Source organism: Paracidovorax sp. (assembly GCF_057642795.1).
The window spans coordinates 1-14,910 of record NZ_JBXYZY010000019.1; the positions used below are offsets into that span (position 1 = coordinate 1).

Here is a 14,910-nt window from a genome sequence, read left to right on the forward strand (position 1 = left end):
GTGATACTTCGCCGGCGGAGTTCGAGAGACGCCATTCCCAACGGCTCAAAAGTGTCTAGGGAATCCGGGGCGATTCACCGATCAAAGGGAACACGTCGGCTTTGAAAGACCGTTCAACCTCCGCGCCACGGTCAGCACGCTGCACCAGTTGCAACCGCTGCCATTGCTCGAACAACTCTTTGATCGTCAGGCGGGACTGCATCGCGGCCAGGTCTTGCAGCCGCTGGCGTTGCTGCAACAGCGCCTCTTGCTTGTCGGCTTCGATCTTGACCAGTTCGGCCTCGTGTGTAGCCTGTGCGCGCTGGCGCTCAAGCTCCCGCTGCGCCAAAGCCTCATCGGCTTGCTTGCGCCGCATCGCCACGGGGTCAGTGCCCTTACCCGCTGCGGTAGCAGCCTTAATTCGATCACGCTCTGCCCGAATGTCGGTGATCGCCGCCTCGGGCCACGTCCCCAGCCGGACCGTGCGCTTGCTGCCTTGGAACTTGTAGGTCAAGTTGAATTGCACCGTCACCACGCCAGCAGCTGAAGCATAGACCTTGCCCCACACGCTATTGCCATCGGACAAGATGCGCCCCTTGTCGGTCGGCTTGAGTGACTTGAGTTCAAGAATCGTGAGTGCCATGTCCGCCTAAGCCTTATCGTTGCAGGAACCGTTGCAGGAACCGTTGCAGGAACCGTTGCAGGAACCGTTTCGTCTGGCTTTCAGTGTACTTTGTTGGAACCACCTGGACTGCAGAACTCAAGGAATTCATATATGTTATTGTTTTTAAATGTTTTTTCCTTTTTTCTTGGATCAAGCTGGAACGCCATGAATTGACTCTTACTTGCATGGGGTGCAAGGGGTAGCGAGTTCGAATCCCGCCACGCCGACCATTACTAAGAAAAGCCGCAGTCTTTGGACTGCGGCTTTTTTCTTTTGTGGCCACGGATCGGCAGGCGACCGGCAGTGGTGGGGTATGGGGTAATCCCCGATGTCTCGACTCCGGCAAATTGGTGGGCTTCGCCTCTCAGGCTACAATTGGAGGCTTTCCCGCAAAAAAGTCGCCCGGCCGCACCCAAAGCAATTTCTCAACAAGCAGCAGTCCTCAGGAAGTGACCTTCCGGTGGGCTCCCGGGCGACCCGTAACCATCCGGAGAACCCAGTGCTTTTGTCTCTCAAGGGATCTTTCCCGCCCGCCATCCTGGCGCTCGCAGACGGCACGGTCTTTATCGGCAACTCGATCGGTGCCACCGGCACCACCGTCGGCGAAGTGGTGTTCAACACCTCGCTCACCGGCTACCAGGAAATCCTCACCGACCCCAGCTATTGCCAGCAGATCGTCACGCTGACGTATCCGCACATCGGCAGCTACGGCGTCAACGCAGAGGACATCGAGGCCGACAAGGTCCATGCCGCAGGGCTCATCATCAAAGACCTGCCGCTCATTGCCAGCAACTTCCGCAGCACCGAGACGCTCTCGCAGTACCTCGTGCGCGAAAAGACGGTGGCGATTGCCAACATCGACACCCGCAAGCTCACCCGCCTGCTGCGTACCAAGGGCGCGCAAAATGGCGCCATCGTGGGCCTGGCCGTCGGTGAAGCCGTTTCCCAGGCACGCATCGACGAGGCCGTGGCCGCGGCCAAGAAGGCGCCGCCCATGGCGGGCCTCGATTTGGCGCAGGTGGTCTCTGCGGCCCAGTCCTATGACTGGACGCAGACCGAATGGCAGCTGGGCGAGGGCTACGGCACGCAGGACAAGCCCCGTTTCCACGTGGTCGCGTTCGACTACGGCGTGAAGAAGAACATCCTGCGCATGCTGGCCGAGCGCGGCTGCAAGGTCACCGTGGTGCCGGCCAAGACGCCCGCCGCGGAGATCAAGGGCCTTCAGCCTGACGGCGTGTTCCTCTCCAACGGCCCGGGCGACCCAGAGCCTTGCGATTACGCCATCGCCGCGACGCGCGAACTGGTCGATGCCGGCTATCCCACTTTCGGCATCTGCCTGGGGCACCAGATCCTGGCGCTCGCATCGGGGGCCAAGACCTTCAAGATGAAGTTCGGCCACCATGGCGCGAACCATCCGGTGAAGGATCTCGACAACGGCCGCGTCAGCATCACCAGCCAGAACCACGGCTTCGCAGTGGACGAGAAGACGCTGCCCGCCAACCTGCGCGCGACGCACATCAGCCTGTTCGACGGCACGCTGCAGGGCCTGGCCCGCACCGACCGCCCCGCGTTCTGCTTCCAGGGCCACCCGGAGGCCTCGCCCGGCCCGCACGACATCGGCTATTTGTTCGACCGCTTCACGGCACTCATGGAACAGCACAAGGCGGAGACCAAGAATGCCTAAGCGTACAGACCTCAAATCCATCCTCATCATCGGCGCCGGCCCGATCATCATCGGTCAGGCCTGCGAGTTCGATTACTCCGGCGTGCAGGCCTGCAAGGCGCTGCGCGAAGAGGGCTACAAGGTCATCCTGATCAACAGCAATCCTGCGACGATCATGACCGACCCGGCCACGGCCGACGTCACCTACATCGAACCCATCACCTGGCAGACGGTCGAGAAGATCATTGCCAAGGAGCGGCCCGATGCCATTCTGCCCACCATGGGCGGCCAGACTGCGCTGAACTGCGCCCTGGACCTGTGGCGCAATGGGGTGCTGCATAAGTACAAGGTCGAGCTGATCGGCGCTACGCCCGAAGCCATCGACAAAGCCGAAGACCGCCTGAAGTTCAAGGACGCGATGACCCGCATCGGCCTGGGATCGGCGCGCTCCGGCATCGCCCACTCGATGGACGAGGCATGGGCCGTGCAGAAGAATGTCGGGTTTCCCACGGTGATCCGCCCCAGCTTCACGCTGGGCGGCACGGGCGGCGGCATCGCCTACAACCCGGAAGAGTTCGAGACCATCTGCAAGCGCGGCCTGGAAGCCTCGCCCACCAACGAGCTGCTGATCGAAGAATCGCTGCTCGGCTGGAAGGAATACGAGATGGAAGTGGTCCGCGACAAGGCGGACAACTGCATCATCATCTGCTCCATCGAGAACCTGGACCCGATGGGCGTGCACACTGGCGACTCGATCACCGTGGCCCCGGCGCAGACGCTGTCCGACAAGGAATACCAGATCCTGCGCAATGCCTCGCTGGCCGTGCTGCGCGAGATCGGCGTGGACACGGGCGGCTCCAACGTGCAGTTCTCGATCAATCCGAAGGACGGCCGCATGGTCGTCATCGAGATGAATCCCCGCGTGTCGCGGTCGTCGGCCCTGGCCTCCAAGGCCACGGGTTTCCCGATCGCCAAGGTGGCGGCCAAGCTGGCCGTGGGCTACACGCTCGATGAGCTGCGCAACGACATCACGGGCGGCGCGACGCCGGCCTCGTTTGAGCCCTCGATCGACTACGTGGTCACCAAGATCCCGCGTTTCGCGTTCGAGAAATTCCCCACGGCCGACAGCCGCCTGACCACGCAGATGAAGTCGGTTGGCGAAGTCATGGCCATGGGCCGGACCTTCCAGGAATCCTTCCAGAAAGCCCTGCGCGGCCTGGAAGTGGGCGTGGACGGCATGAACGAGAAGACCCAGGACCGCGAACTGCTCGAAAAGGAACTGGGCGAGCCCGGCCCCGAGCGCATCTGGTACGTGGGCGATGCCTTCGCCATGGGCCTGTCGGTCGATGAGGTCTATGACCTCACCAAGATCGACAAGTGGTTCCTGGTGCAGATCGAAGAGATCGTGAAGATCGAGCTCGAACTCGATCAGCTGGCCGAGCAGCACGGCGACGGCGCACTGGCCTGCCTGGATGCCGACACGCTGCGAAGCCTGAAGAAGAAGGGCTTTTCCGACCGCCGCCTGGCCAAGCTGCTCAAGACGCAGGAAAAGGCCGTGCGCGAAGCGCGCCGCGCGCTGAACGTGCGCCCTGTCTACAAGCGCGTGGACACCTGCGCCGCCGAATTCGCGACCGATACCGCCTACATGTATTCGACCTACGAGGACGAGTGCGAGGCTGACCCGTCGGACAAGAAGAAGATCATGGTGCTGGGCGGTGGCCCGAACCGCATCGGCCAGGGCATCGAGTTCGACTACTGCTGCGTGCATGCCGCGCTCGCCATGCGCGAGGACGGCTATGAAACCATCATGGTCAACTGCAATCCCGAGACCGTCTCGACCGACTACGACACTTCCGACCGCCTCTACTTCGAGCCGCTGACGCTGGAGGACGTGCTGGAGATCGTGGACAAGGAAAAGCCGGTCGGCGTGATCGTGCAGTACGGCGGCCAGACCCCGCTGAAGCTGGCCCTGGGCCTGGAAGCCGAAGGCGTGCCGATCATCGGCACCAGCCCCGACATGATCGACGCTGCCGAGGACCGCGAGCGCTTCCAGAAGCTGCTCAACGAACTGGGCCTGCGCCAGCCGCCCAACGCCACGGCCCGCACCGAGCCCGAAGCGCTGGAAAAGGCCGCCGCCCTGGGCTATCCGCTCGTAGTGCGCCCCAGCTATGTGCTGGGCGGCCGCGCGATGGAGATCGTGCATGAGCAGCGCGACCTGGAGCGCTACATGCGCGAGGCCGTCAAGGTCAGCAACGATTCCCCCGTGCTGCTGGACCGCTTCCTGAACGATGCCATCGAGTGCGACGTGGACTGCCTGCGTGACCCCGAAGGCAAGGTGTTCATCGGCGGCGTGATGGAGCACATCGAGCAGGCTGGCGTGCACTCGGGCGACTCCGCCTGCTCGCTGCCGCCGTACTACCTGAGCAAGGCCACGGTCGATGAGCTCAAGCGCCAGACCGCGGCCATGGCCGAAGGCCTGAACGTGGTGGGCCTGATGAACGTGCAGTTCGCCATCCAGGAAAAGGACGGCGAAGACGTCATCTACGTGCTGGAAGTGAATCCGCGCGCCTCGCGCACGGTGCCCTTCGTCAGCAAGGCCACGGGCATCCAGCTGGCCAAGGTAGCTGCGCGCTGCATGGCCGGCCAGAGCCTGGCATCGCAGGGCATCACCGAAGAGGTCACGCCGCCTTACTTCAGCGTGAAGGAAGCCGTGTTCCCCTTCGTCAAGTTCCCTGGCGTGGACACCATCCTCGGCCCGGAGATGAAGTCCACCGGCGAGGTGATGGGCGTGGGCAAGACCTTCGGCGAAGCCTTCGTGAAGAGCCAGCTGGGTGCGGGCACGCGCCTGCCGACTTCCGGCAAGGTGTTCCTCACGGTGAAGAACAGCGACAAGGCCCGCGCCGTGTCGATTGCCCGCGATCTCGCCGCCATGGGCTTCGAGCTGGTCGCCACCAAGGGCACGGCAGCGGCGATCGCCGAAGCCGGCGTGCCGGTGACGGTCGTCAACAAGGTGACCGAAGGCCGCCCGCACATCGTGGACATGATCAAGATGGGCGACATCGCCATGGTCATCAACACGGTGGAAGAGCGCCGCAACGCCATTGCCGATTCGCGCGCGATCCGCACCAGCTCGCTGCTGGCACGCGTGACCACCTTCACCACCATCTTCGGCGCGGAAGCAGCCGTGGAAGGGATGAAGCACCTCGACAACCTTGAGGTGTATTCGGTGCAGGAACTGCACGCCCAGCTGAAGGCCTGAGAGCCCTGGGTCTGTCTGCTGCCCATGGCGGCGGCAGGCCTTCGGTGTGGATGGCTGCTGCAAACGGCGGCATAATCTGCACACGAACGAACTGAAACCGCCGCGCGGCAACGCGCGGCGGTTTGCTTTTGGTGGTATCGCAGCGCCCCTGAGCAGCGATGCCGGCATGCCGAAAAAGGATCGCGCCCAGTGCGCGGCACGAGAGTTGAACGGAGAGATTCACCCATGGCCACCATTCCGATTACCAAGCGCGGAGCAGAGAAGCTGAAGGAAGAGCTGCACCGCCTGAAAACCGTCGAGCGTCCCGCTGTGATCAATGCGATCGCCGAAGCGCGCGCACAGGGCGACCTGAGCGAAAACGCCGAATATGAAGCCGCCAAGGACCGTCAGGGCTTCATCGAGGGCCGCATCCAGGAGGTCGAAGGCAAGCTGTCGGCTGCGCAGATCATTGATCCGAGCCAGCTCGATGCCGGCGGCAAAGTGGTGTTCGGCGCCACGGTCGAGTTGGAAGACGAAGACAGTGGCGATACCGTCACCTACCAAATCGTGGGTGAGGACGAGGCCGACCTGAAGCTGGGGCTCATCAACGTGTCCAGTCCGATCGCTCGTGCGTTGATCGGCAAGGACGAGGGCGATACCGCCGAAGTGCAGGCCCCGGGCGGCGTACGCCACTACGAGATCGTGGCAGTCAGCTACCGCTGACAGGTCGCCGCCCCGACGCCATGCGAGATCGCCTGCCCGTTCTGGCTGCCGCACTGTGGTGGGGGAGCCTCTCCGCGGTCGGATTCATGGTGGTGCCGATGCTGTTTGCGCATCTGCCCAGCCCCGCGGCAGCGGGCGCGATGGCCGCGCGCCTCTTTGAGGCGCAGACCTTCATTTCCATGGCCTGCGGCGTGCTGCTGCTGGTCATCTCACGGCGCAGGCATGCCGAAACCCAGGAGGCCTGGGCGCAGGCTGCCATGGTCTTCATCATCGGCGGGCTGCTGTTGGCGTTGCTCGCGCAGTACGGCGTGGCGCCGCGCATCGTCGCGCGGCAGAATCTCAAGCTCTGGCACTCGGTCGGCACCGCGATGTATGCCCTGCAGTGGGTGTGCGCGCTAGCGGTGTTGTGGCGCACCGCCAGGCGTTGAATCGCGGTCCCGCCTTGCAGCCTCCCTCGGCGCGCAAGGCGGCTGCATCTCTTCCGCCTCCTCGTTGAGACGGATGCCTTCTCCGCTGGTGCGATTGGCGCGCTGGATTACTCCCGCCAATGCTCCGCCACCCAGGTGGCCGGCTCGATATGGCGAAAGCGTCGGTTGCGCCGGCCTGCCAGCGCGTCGGGCGGATTGCATTCCCCGTGAAAAATCACGATGCGCGCATCTTCCGGTACCACGGGCGGTTTCCAGTAATTGGTCGGCCAAGGCGGAATGCTGTGGTACTTGAAGCTCGGGCACCAGGCTTTGGGCCAGTAAGAAAGATGGCCCTGGCGATGCATGAAGTCCGATAGATAGGCCTGTTCGTTACGAAAGCGCTGGCGCACCTCTTCAACATGGCCGCGGAAGTACTCCAGCACGTCCGGGTGGGCGCCCAGCTCGAAACGGTACACCGACGAATTGCCGGTGATGCGCCACGGGCGCTTGTAGTCGTGAATGATGACGAAGCGGCCGGGCTGGGTGAAGAACCCGTCCAGGCTGCCGGTGACGACCACGTCCACATCCAGAAAGAGGGCTGTGCCGCGCAGGCCGTGCATATCGGCGCTGAAGGTGGCGAGCTTGGTCCAGCCGCGCTCGGGGATGCCGGGCGGAAGGTCGAGCGGCGGAATGGGCAGGCACCGCACCTCGGGCCGGATGCCTGTGGCGTCATCGGTGAGGCAGACGAACTGGAAGTCGCCCGTCAGGTGGCGGCGCACCATGGCGTAGAGCCGGTTGACGTATTCGGGGCCGTATTTCCTGCCCCACTTCATACAGATGACGTGGCGCTCAGGCGCCGTAGCGCCAGGCATCAGTCAGCCTGCCGCTTCTTGACGGACTTCTGCTTGGGCTTGGCCCGCTTGATCTGGCCGCCGGAGGTGAGGCGCTGGTTGCCCAGCACGCGCAGCTGCTTGACCTCGGGGCGCTGGCCGCCGCGTTTGCTGAACTTCAGCACCTTCACGTCGCGCGGGCCGGGCATGCGGTCTTCGTCGACGGTCTTTTCCTTCGGAGGAATGGGGCGCCACAGCACCAGCAGCTTGCCGATGTGCTGGATCGGCGCGGCGTTCAGGTCGTTGGCCAGTTGCTGATAGATCTGCTCGCGCGCGACGCGGTCGTCGTTGAAGACGCGCACCTTGATGAGACCGTGCGCGTTGAGCGCAGCGTTGATCTCTTTTTGCACGGCGGGCGTCAGGCCGTCTCCGCCGATCAGGACGACGGGGTCCAGGTGGTGGGCTTCGGCGCGGTGTTCCCGGCGCTCGGCGGGAGTCAATTGAATAAGGGGCATGGACGTATTATCTCAATGCGCCGGGATCGGGCCGGCAAGCGGCTTTCCCGGTAGGCGATTGCACTCAGCGGAAAACAGATGAAAGCCAGCAACAACAAACCCAAGAAGGTCAACAAGGCGTGGCTGCACGACCATGTCAACGACCCCTACGTCAAACAGGCACAGAAGGACGGCTACCGCGCGCGTGCAGCATACAAGCTCAAGGAAATCGACGAACAACTGAGCCTGATCCGCCCGGGGAGCATCGTGGTCGACCTCGGATCGGCGCCGGGGGCATGGAGCCAATACGTGAGGCGCCGGCTGTCGCCGGAGGGCGCCGCAGCGGGCACCTTGAACGGCACGATCATCTCCCTGGACATCCTGCCCATGGAGCCCATCGAAGGCGTGACTTTCCTGCAGGGCGACTTCCGCGAGGAATCCGTGCTCGTGCAGCTGCAGGAGGCCGTCCAGGGGCGTGCGGTCGATGTGGTGGTGTCCGATATGGCCCCCAACCTGTCGGGCATTGCATCGGCAGATGCAGCGCGCATATCGCACCTCATCGAACTGGCGGTGGACTTCGCCCGTGCCCACCTGAAGCCCGACGGCACGCTCGTGGTCAAACTCTTCCACGGCAGCGGTTATGCTGAGTTGGTACAACTGTTCAAGCAGCATTTCAAGACCGTCAAGCCGTTCAAGCCCAAGGCGTCGCGCGACCGATCCGCAGAGACTTTTCTGGTGGGCATCGGCTTGAAATGATGTAGGCCCCGGCCTTCGCCAAGGGGCACGCTATAGGCGTCATAGCCCTTGTCAAGGTAGGGCGGGTATAGGCCGTGGCTTGAAACGCCTAAAATGTGCCGCAAATGCGTCGAGATGGTTCATGACAAGGTCACGGCCATCCAACCCTTCTCAATCTGGAGTTCCGCTTGAACAATCAGTGGTTTTCGAAAATCGCAGTGTGGCTCGTCATCGCCATGGTGCTGTTTACGGTGTTCAAACAATTTGACACCCGCACCGGCGCGGGCGCAGGAACGGTGGGCTATTCCGAGTTTCTGGACGAGGTGCGCAGCAACCGTATCAAGAGCGCCACCATCCAGGAGGGGCAGGGTGGTACCGAGATCGTCGCCACCACCAACGATGACCGCAAGATCCGCACGACGGCCACTTATCTCGACCGTGGCCTGGTCGGCGATCTGATCAACAACAACGTCAAGTTTGACGTCAAGCCACGCGAGGAAGGTTCGCTGCTGATGACTCTGCTGGTCAGCTGGGGCCCGATGCTGCTGCTGATCGGCGTGTGGGTGTACTTCATGCGCCAGATGCAGGGCGGTGGCAAGGGCGGTGCCTTCAGCTTCGGCAAGAGCAAGGCTCGGATGCTCGACGAGAACAGCAATCAGGTCACCTTCGCCGATGTGGCCGGCTGCGACGAAGCCAAGGAAGAAGTGAAGGAAGTCGTGGACTTCCTGAAGGATCCGCAAAAGTTCCAGAAGCTGGGCGGGCGCATCCCGCGCGGCCTGTTGCTGGTGGGCCCTCCTGGCACCGGCAAAACGCTGCTGGCCAAGTCCATCGCGGGCGAAGCCAAGGTGCCTTTCTTCAGTATCTCCGGCTCCGACTTCGTCGAAATGTTCGTTGGCGTGGGCGCAGCACGTGTTCGCGATATGTTCGAGAACGCGAAGAAAAATGCGCCCTGCATCATCTTCGTGGATGAAATTGATGCAGTCGGTCGCCAGCGCGGCGCAGGCCTGGGCGGCGGCAACGACGAGCGCGAACAGACCCTGAACCAGATGCTGGTCGAGATGGACGGTTTCGAAACCAACCTGGGCGTGATCGTGGTGGCTGCCACCAATCGGCCCGACATCCTGGACGCTGCACTGCTGCGCCCCGGCCGTTTCGACCGGCAGGTCTATGTGACGCTGCCCGACATCCGTGGCCGCGAGCAGATCCTGAATGTTCACATGCGCAAGATTCCGGTGGGGCAGGACGTGAACCCGAGCATCATCGCCCGCGGCACGCCCGGCATGTCCGGCGCCGACCTTGCCAATCTCTGCAATGAAGCCGCCCTGATGGCCGCGCGCCGCAGTGCGCGTACCGTGGAGATGCAGGACTTCGAGAAGGCCAAGGACAAGATCATCATGGGCCCTGAGCGCAAGAGCATGGTGATGCCCGAGGAAGAGCGCCGCAACACGGCCTATCACGAGGCAGGCCACGCGCTCATCGGCAAGCTGCTGCCCAAGTGCGACCCTGTCCACAAGGTGACGATCATCCCGCGCGGCCGAGCTCTGGGCGTGACGATGAGCCTGCCCGAGAAAGACCGCTACAGCTACGACCGCGAGTACATGCTCAACCAGATCAGCATGCTGTTCGGTGGCCGTATCGCGGAAGAGGTCTTCATGAACCAGATGACGACCGGCGCCAGCAACGACTTCGAGCGCGCTACCTCCATCGCCCGCGACATGGTGACGCGCTACGGCATGACTGAAGCCCTGGGGCCGATGGTCTACGCGGAGAACGAAGGTGAAGTCTTCCTGGGCCGCTCGGTCACGAAGACTACCAACATGAGCGAGCAGACCATGGAAAAGGTGGACAGCGAGGTGCGTCGCATCATCGACGAGCAGTACGCCCTGGCTCGCCGCCTGATCGAAGAGAACCAGGACAAGATGCACGCCATGGCCAAGGCGATGCTGGAGTGGGAAACCATCGACAGCGAGCAACTCGACGACATCATGGCCGGCCGCCCACCTCGCCCACCCAAGGACTGGACACCGCGCACACCGTCTTCCGGCGGGGACAAACCAGGCGGGGGCACACCTGCGGTTACGACCGATCCGGCTCCGACGGCTGCCTGAGCGGCGTTGGGGACGTTCATCGACCACACGGGGCTTCGGCCCCGTTGTCTTTTTCCGGGCAACCTTGCCTCCGACTGCTGCGGGCTTTCTCCTTCATCCAGGCCCCGGCGGGGTGCCCTTCCACTCCCGTTCTGAGTTCGACGCAACGATGGCCTCTTCACCAGTCTCTTCCTTCTGGCGCACGGCGCGGTTCGATCTCGATCTCTCGCGCCCGCGTGTGATGGGCATCGTCAACGTGACGCCAGATTCCTTCTCCGATGGCGGGCGGCACCGGGGCCAGACGGTCAGCGCTCTGGCCCACTGCGAGCAGCTGCTGGCCGAGGGGGCGGACATCCTCGATATCGGGGGCGAGTCCACCCGCCCGGGCAGCCCTGCGGTGTCGCTGGATGAAGAACTCGCCCGCGTGCTGCCCGTGGTGCGGGAGGCCGTGGGGCTCGGCGTGCCGGTCTCCGTCGATACCTATAAGCCCCAGGTCATGCAGGCAGTGCTCGATCTGGGCGCCGACATCGTGAACGACATCTGGGCGCTGCGGCAGCCGGGCGCAGCCCAGATCGTGGCCGCCCACCCTTCCTGCGGGGTGTGCCTGATGCACATGCACCGTGATCCCCAGACCATGCAGCAGACACCCATGCAGGGCGATGATGTCGTACCCGAGGTGCTCTCTTTTCTAGAGCGCACCGCGCAGCAGATACGAGCCCTCGGAGTCGATGAGGCCCGCATCGTGTTGGATGCGGGCATTGGCTTCGGCAAGACCGTAGAGCAGAATTTCGGATTGCTGGCGCGCCAGCAGGAATTGCTCGCAGCACCTTATCCCTGGCTTGCGGGCTGGTCGCGTAAGTCCTCATTGGGGGCGGTGACCGGATTGCCGGTGAACGAGCGTCTGGGGGCGAGCGTGGCGGCGGCGCTGCTGTCCCTGGAGCGGGGGGCGAGCATCGTGCGCGTGCACGATGTGCGTGATACCGTAGCGGCCATCAAGGTCTGGCAGGCAGCCCGCCAGGCAGCTTGAAGGGCCCTGGGCGTCCGAGATGATTCCTGCATAAAAACAATATCTTCGTGTGAGAAAGACGGCTATGAAGAGGAAGTATTTCGGCACCGACGGCATTCGCGGCACAGTGGGCCAAGAGCCCATCACGCCCGACTTCGTGCTGCGGCTGGCCCATGCGGTCGGCCGCGTGCTCCGGCGGACGGAGGCCCGCCCCACGGTGCTGATCGGCAAGGACACGCGCATTTCGGGCTACATGCTCGAAAGCGCTCTCGAATCGGGTTTCAATTCGGCGGGTGTCGACGTTGTACTGCTGGGGCCCTTGCCCACTCCGGGCGTGGCCTATCTCACTCGAACGCAGCGTGCGAGCCTGGGGGTGGTCATCAGTGCCAGCCACAATGCCTATCCCGACAACGGCATCAAGTTCTTCAATGCCTCGGGTGCCAAGTTCCCGGACGCCTGGGAGCAGTCGGTGGAGGATGCGCTGCAGCAGGAGCCCGTGTGGGCGGATTCGGCCTCGCTGGGAAAGACGCGCCGGCTGGATGACGCTGCGGGCCGTTACATCGAATTCTGCAAGAGCACGTTTGCGCAGAATCTCACCTTGCGCGGGCTGACCATCGCGGTGGATGCGGCGCATGGCGCGGCCTACCATATCGCGCCCAAGGTGTTCCATGAGTTGGGCGCCGAGGTGCTGGCGATCGGTTGCTCGCCCGACGGGCTGAACATCAACCACGAAGTGGGCGCCACCCATCCCGAGGCGCTGGTGCGCGCCGTGCGAGCCAACCACGCGCACTACGGCATCGCGCTGGACGGCGATGCGGACCGCCTGCAGGTCGTGGATGGCCAGGGTCGCCTCTACAACGGCGATGAACTGCTCTACCTAATGGCCATCGACCGACTCGACCGCAATCAGAGTGTTCCCGGCGTCGTCGGCACCTTGATGACCAACATGGCTATCGAGGTGGCCTTGCGTGCGCGCGGAATCCAGTTCGTGCGCGCCCAAGTCGGGGACCGCTACGTGCTGGAAGAACTGGCGCGCAACGGCTGGCTGTTGGGCGGAGAGGGCTCGGGCCACCTGCTGGCCCTGGATCGTCAGACCACCGGTGACGGGCTGGTGAGTGCGCTGCAGGTGCTCGAAGCCTGCGTGCGCAGCGGTCGCACGCTGTCGGACCTGCTGGCCCAGGTGACCCTCTTCCCCCAGGTGTTGATCAACGTGCGGCTGGTCCCGGGCCAGGACTGGAAGAACAACCCCAGGTTGGCCGATGGCGTGAAGGCGATCGAGTCAGAACTCGGGGATGCGGGCCGCGTACTGATTCGGGCGAGCGGAACGGAGCCCCTGGTTCGGGTGATGGTTGAGGCGGCGAATGAGGAAGTGGCCAACCGTTGCGCGCAATATCTGGCGGATACGATCAGGGCCGGTTGAAGGACGGTCGGCGCCGGCGCTGGCCTGTATAGGCGCTGGCCCTCCTAGAGCTTGGCACGGGCTGCGGCCTCTGTCGTATTCCGTGCACAGCGGTTGTGCCGCCGATGGTCCTTCAGCCTGCAGGGAATGTCCGCTGCCATTCGGCATCTGCATTCGCATCTGCTTCTTGCAGCGGCTGCAGCCTTTCGCGTATCAAGGCCGTGATCTGCTCGGCCGGCATGGGGCGGCTCAGGAAGTAGCCCTGGGCCTCGTCGCAGCCCTGTTCGCGCAGATAGGCCAGCTGTTCTGCGGTCTCGACGCCTTCGGCGGTGGTGCGCATGCCCAGGGCCTGGGCCATGCGGATGATCGCGCTCACGATAGCGCGGTCGTTCGGGTCGTGCCCCAGGTCGCGCACGAAGGACTGGTCGATTTTCAACTTGTAGATCTGGAACCGCTTGAGGTGGCTCAGCGACGAATAGCCGGTGCCGAAGTCGTCCATCGACAGGCGTACCCCGCGCGCGTGTAGCTGGTCCATGGTGACGATGGCCGAGCGCGGGTCATTCACGGCGACGCCTTCGGTCAACTCCAGCTCCAGCTGGCTTGCCGGCATGATGGCTTCGTCCAGGATGCGGCCCACCAGTTCGGGCAGTTGCGGCTGGCGGAACTGTACGGCCGACAGGTTCACCGCCACTGTCAGGTCAGTCAGTCCCTGCATTTGCCAGGCTCGCAACTGGGCCAGGGCCGTGCGCAGCACCCATTCGCCGATCTGCAGGATCTGGCCGGTGTCTTCGGCGATAGGGATGAACTCAGCCGGCGATACGGCACCCAGGTCCGGGTGGTTCCAGCGCAGCAAGGCCTCCACGCTGCGGATGGTGCCGTCCTCGATGGTCACCTGCGGCTGGTAGTGCAGCTCCAGCTGGTTGCGCTCCAGCGCACGGCGCAGGGCGTTTTCGAGGCGCAGCGCGCGCATCGACTGCGCATGCATCTCGGGCGTGAAGAAACGGTAGGTGTTGCGTCCGTCGGCCTTGGCGCGGTACATCGCGGTGTCGGCCGCCTGCGTCAGCGTGTCGAAGTCCTCGCCGTCCTGCGGGAAGAGAGCGATCCCCATCGATGGCGCCATCGTCAGCTCGTGGTGGCCGATCTGATAGGGTTGCCGGCCCGCCTCCTGCAGCTTGCTGGCCACGCGCGCGGCGCCCTGGGCATTGGCGCCCTGCAGCAGTAGCAGGAATTCGTCGCCGCCCAGGCGGGCGACGGTATCCCGGTCTCGCACGATGGCGCGCAGGCGCTTGGCGATTTCCACCAGCAGGTCATCTCCCACCCGGTGGCCGAGCGAATCGTTGACGTGCTTGAAATGGTCCAGGTCGATGAACATCACGGCCAGCGGGGTACCATTCTGCTGGGCCAGGCGGATCGCTTGCTGACTGCGCTCGGCCATCAGCATGCGGTTGGGCAGGCCCGTCAGCGCGTCATAGTGCGCCAGCCAATAGATGCGTTCCTGATCGAGCTTGCGGCTCTGGATTTCTTTGCGCAGGTCCGCCACGGTGGCGCGTAGTTCCTCAATGCGCTCCTGGTCTTCTTCAGGGTCTTGCCCGGTATCAGGCCGCTCGGCGGGCGATGGAGGCGGCTCGATTACGGCCATCAGAGGCTGCCGCGCGGGCGTTCCACCGGGCGCTGCTTCAGATGAT

11 protein-coding genes and 1 pseudogene are annotated in these 14,910 nt (G+C 63.8%); 8 read left to right on the forward strand and 4 right to left on the reverse strand.

Going from position 1 to position 14,910, the window contains the following annotated elements:
* Positions 1-55: 55 nt before the first annotated feature.
* Positions 56-622 carry an Arm DNA-binding domain-containing protein gene (locus AC3A84_RS06755; protein ID WP_487968837.1) on the reverse strand — a complete coding sequence of 189 codons (567 nt, stop codon included), beginning with the start codon at positions 620-622 and terminating at the stop codon, positions 56-58.
* A gap of 520 nt (positions 623-1,142) precedes the next feature.
* Between AC3A84_RS06755 and carA the strand changes: the two genes are divergently transcribed.
* The 4 genes from carA (at position 1,143) to AC3A84_RS06775 (ending at position 6,695) form a co-directional block, all read left to right on the forward strand.
* Entirely contained in the window at positions 1,143-2,327 is a 1,185-nt protein-coding gene (gene carA / locus AC3A84_RS06760) for a glutamine-hydrolyzing carbamoyl-phosphate synthase small subunit (protein WP_487968838.1), read from the forward strand.
* The gene (carB, locus tag AC3A84_RS06765) at positions 2,320-5,565 is read left to right on the forward strand and encodes a carbamoyl-phosphate synthase large subunit (protein WP_487968839.1); all 3,246 of its coding nucleotides are present in this window, start codon (positions 2,320-2,322) and stop codon (positions 5,563-5,565) included. Before carA ends, carB begins: the two co-directional genes overlap by 8 nt.
* Before the next feature lie 225 nt (positions 5,566-5,790).
* Entirely contained in the window at positions 5,791-6,267 is a 477-nt protein-coding gene (gene greA / locus AC3A84_RS06770; RefSeq protein ID WP_092938973.1) for a transcription elongation factor GreA, read from the forward strand.
* 20 nt (positions 6,268-6,287) lie between these two features.
* A complete protein-coding gene (locus AC3A84_RS06775; protein ID WP_487968840.1) occupies positions 6,288-6,695 on the forward strand; it encodes a DUF4149 domain-containing protein in 408 nt (135 codons plus the stop codon).
* A gap of 107 nt (positions 6,696-6,802) precedes the next feature.
* Here AC3A84_RS06775 and AC3A84_RS06780 read toward each other — a convergent pair whose 3' ends face one another.
* Both AC3A84_RS06780 and AC3A84_RS06785 read right to left on the reverse strand, forming a co-directional pair.
* The gene (locus tag AC3A84_RS06780) at positions 6,803-7,546 is read right to left on the reverse strand and encodes a glycosyltransferase (protein WP_487968841.1); all 744 of its coding nucleotides are present in this window, start codon (positions 7,544-7,546) and stop codon (positions 6,803-6,805) included.
* Positions 7,546-8,019, reverse strand: a complete 474-nt coding sequence (locus tag AC3A84_RS06785) for a YhbY family RNA-binding protein (RefSeq protein ID WP_092938976.1) — start codon at positions 8,017-8,019, stop codon at positions 7,546-7,548. Before AC3A84_RS06785 ends, AC3A84_RS06780 begins: the two co-directional genes overlap by 1 nt.
* A gap of 78 nt (positions 8,020-8,097) precedes the next feature.
* Between AC3A84_RS06785 and AC3A84_RS06790 the strand changes: the two genes are divergently transcribed.
* From AC3A84_RS06790 to glmM, 4 genes are all read left to right on the forward strand, one after another.
* Positions 8,098-8,754, forward strand: coding sequence for an RlmE family RNA methyltransferase (locus tag AC3A84_RS06790; RefSeq protein ID WP_487968842.1), 657 nt, complete (start codon positions 8,098-8,100; stop codon positions 8,752-8,754).
* 167 nt (positions 8,755-8,921) lie between these two features.
* Positions 8,922-10,841, forward strand: a complete 1,920-nt coding sequence (gene ftsH, locus AC3A84_RS06795; RefSeq protein WP_487968843.1) for an ATP-dependent zinc metalloprotease FtsH — start codon at positions 8,922-8,924, stop codon at positions 10,839-10,841.
* A 148-nt stretch (positions 10,842-10,989) separates the two neighbouring features.
* On the forward strand, positions 10,990-11,847 hold the full coding sequence (folP, locus tag AC3A84_RS06800; protein WP_487968844.1) for a dihydropteroate synthase: 858 nt from the start codon (positions 10,990-10,992) through the stop codon (positions 11,845-11,847).
* A 64-nt stretch (positions 11,848-11,911) separates the two neighbouring features.
* Positions 11,912-13,246, forward strand: a complete 1,335-nt coding sequence (gene glmM, locus AC3A84_RS06805; RefSeq protein WP_487968845.1) for a phosphoglucosamine mutase — start codon at positions 11,912-11,914, stop codon at positions 13,244-13,246.
* 112 nt (positions 13,247-13,358) lie between these two features.
* On the opposite strand, the pseudogene AC3A84_RS06810 reads toward glmM, so the two are convergent.
* Positions 13,359-14,789, reverse strand: a pseudogene (locus AC3A84_RS06810) (putative bifunctional diguanylate cyclase/phosphodiesterase); the annotation flags it as partial.
* Between the last annotated feature and the right edge of the window lie 121 nt (positions 14,790-14,910).

Coding starts and splice junctions, on each gene's coding strand:
- AC3A84_RS06780 (WP_487968841.1), bottom strand. CDS start 7,546: ATGCCTGGCGCTACGGCGCCTGAGCGCCACGTCATCTGTATGAAGTGG.
- AC3A84_RS06790 (WP_487968842.1), top strand. CDS start 8,098: ATGAAAGCCAGCAACAACAAACCCAAGAAGGTCAACAAGGCGTGGCTG.
- glmM (WP_487968845.1), top strand. CDS start 11,912: ATGAAGAGGAAGTATTTCGGCACCGACGGCATTCGCGGCACAGTGGGC.
- AC3A84_RS06755 (WP_487968837.1), bottom strand. CDS start 622: ATGGCACTCACGATTCTTGAACTCAAGTCACTCAAGCCGACCGACAAG.
- folP (WP_487968844.1), top strand. CDS start 10,990: ATGGCCTCTTCACCAGTCTCTTCCTTCTGGCGCACGGCGCGGTTCGAT.
- AC3A84_RS06775 (WP_487968840.1), top strand. CDS start 6,288: ATGCGAGATCGCCTGCCCGTTCTGGCTGCCGCACTGTGGTGGGGGAGC.
- carB (WP_487968839.1), top strand. CDS start 2,320: ATGCCTAAGCGTACAGACCTCAAATCCATCCTCATCATCGGCGCCGGC.
- AC3A84_RS06785 (WP_092938976.1), bottom strand. CDS start 8,019: ATGCCCCTTATTCAATTGACTCCCGCCGAGCGCCGGGAACACCGCGCC.
- greA (WP_092938973.1), top strand. CDS start 5,791: ATGGCCACCATTCCGATTACCAAGCGCGGAGCAGAGAAGCTGAAGGAA.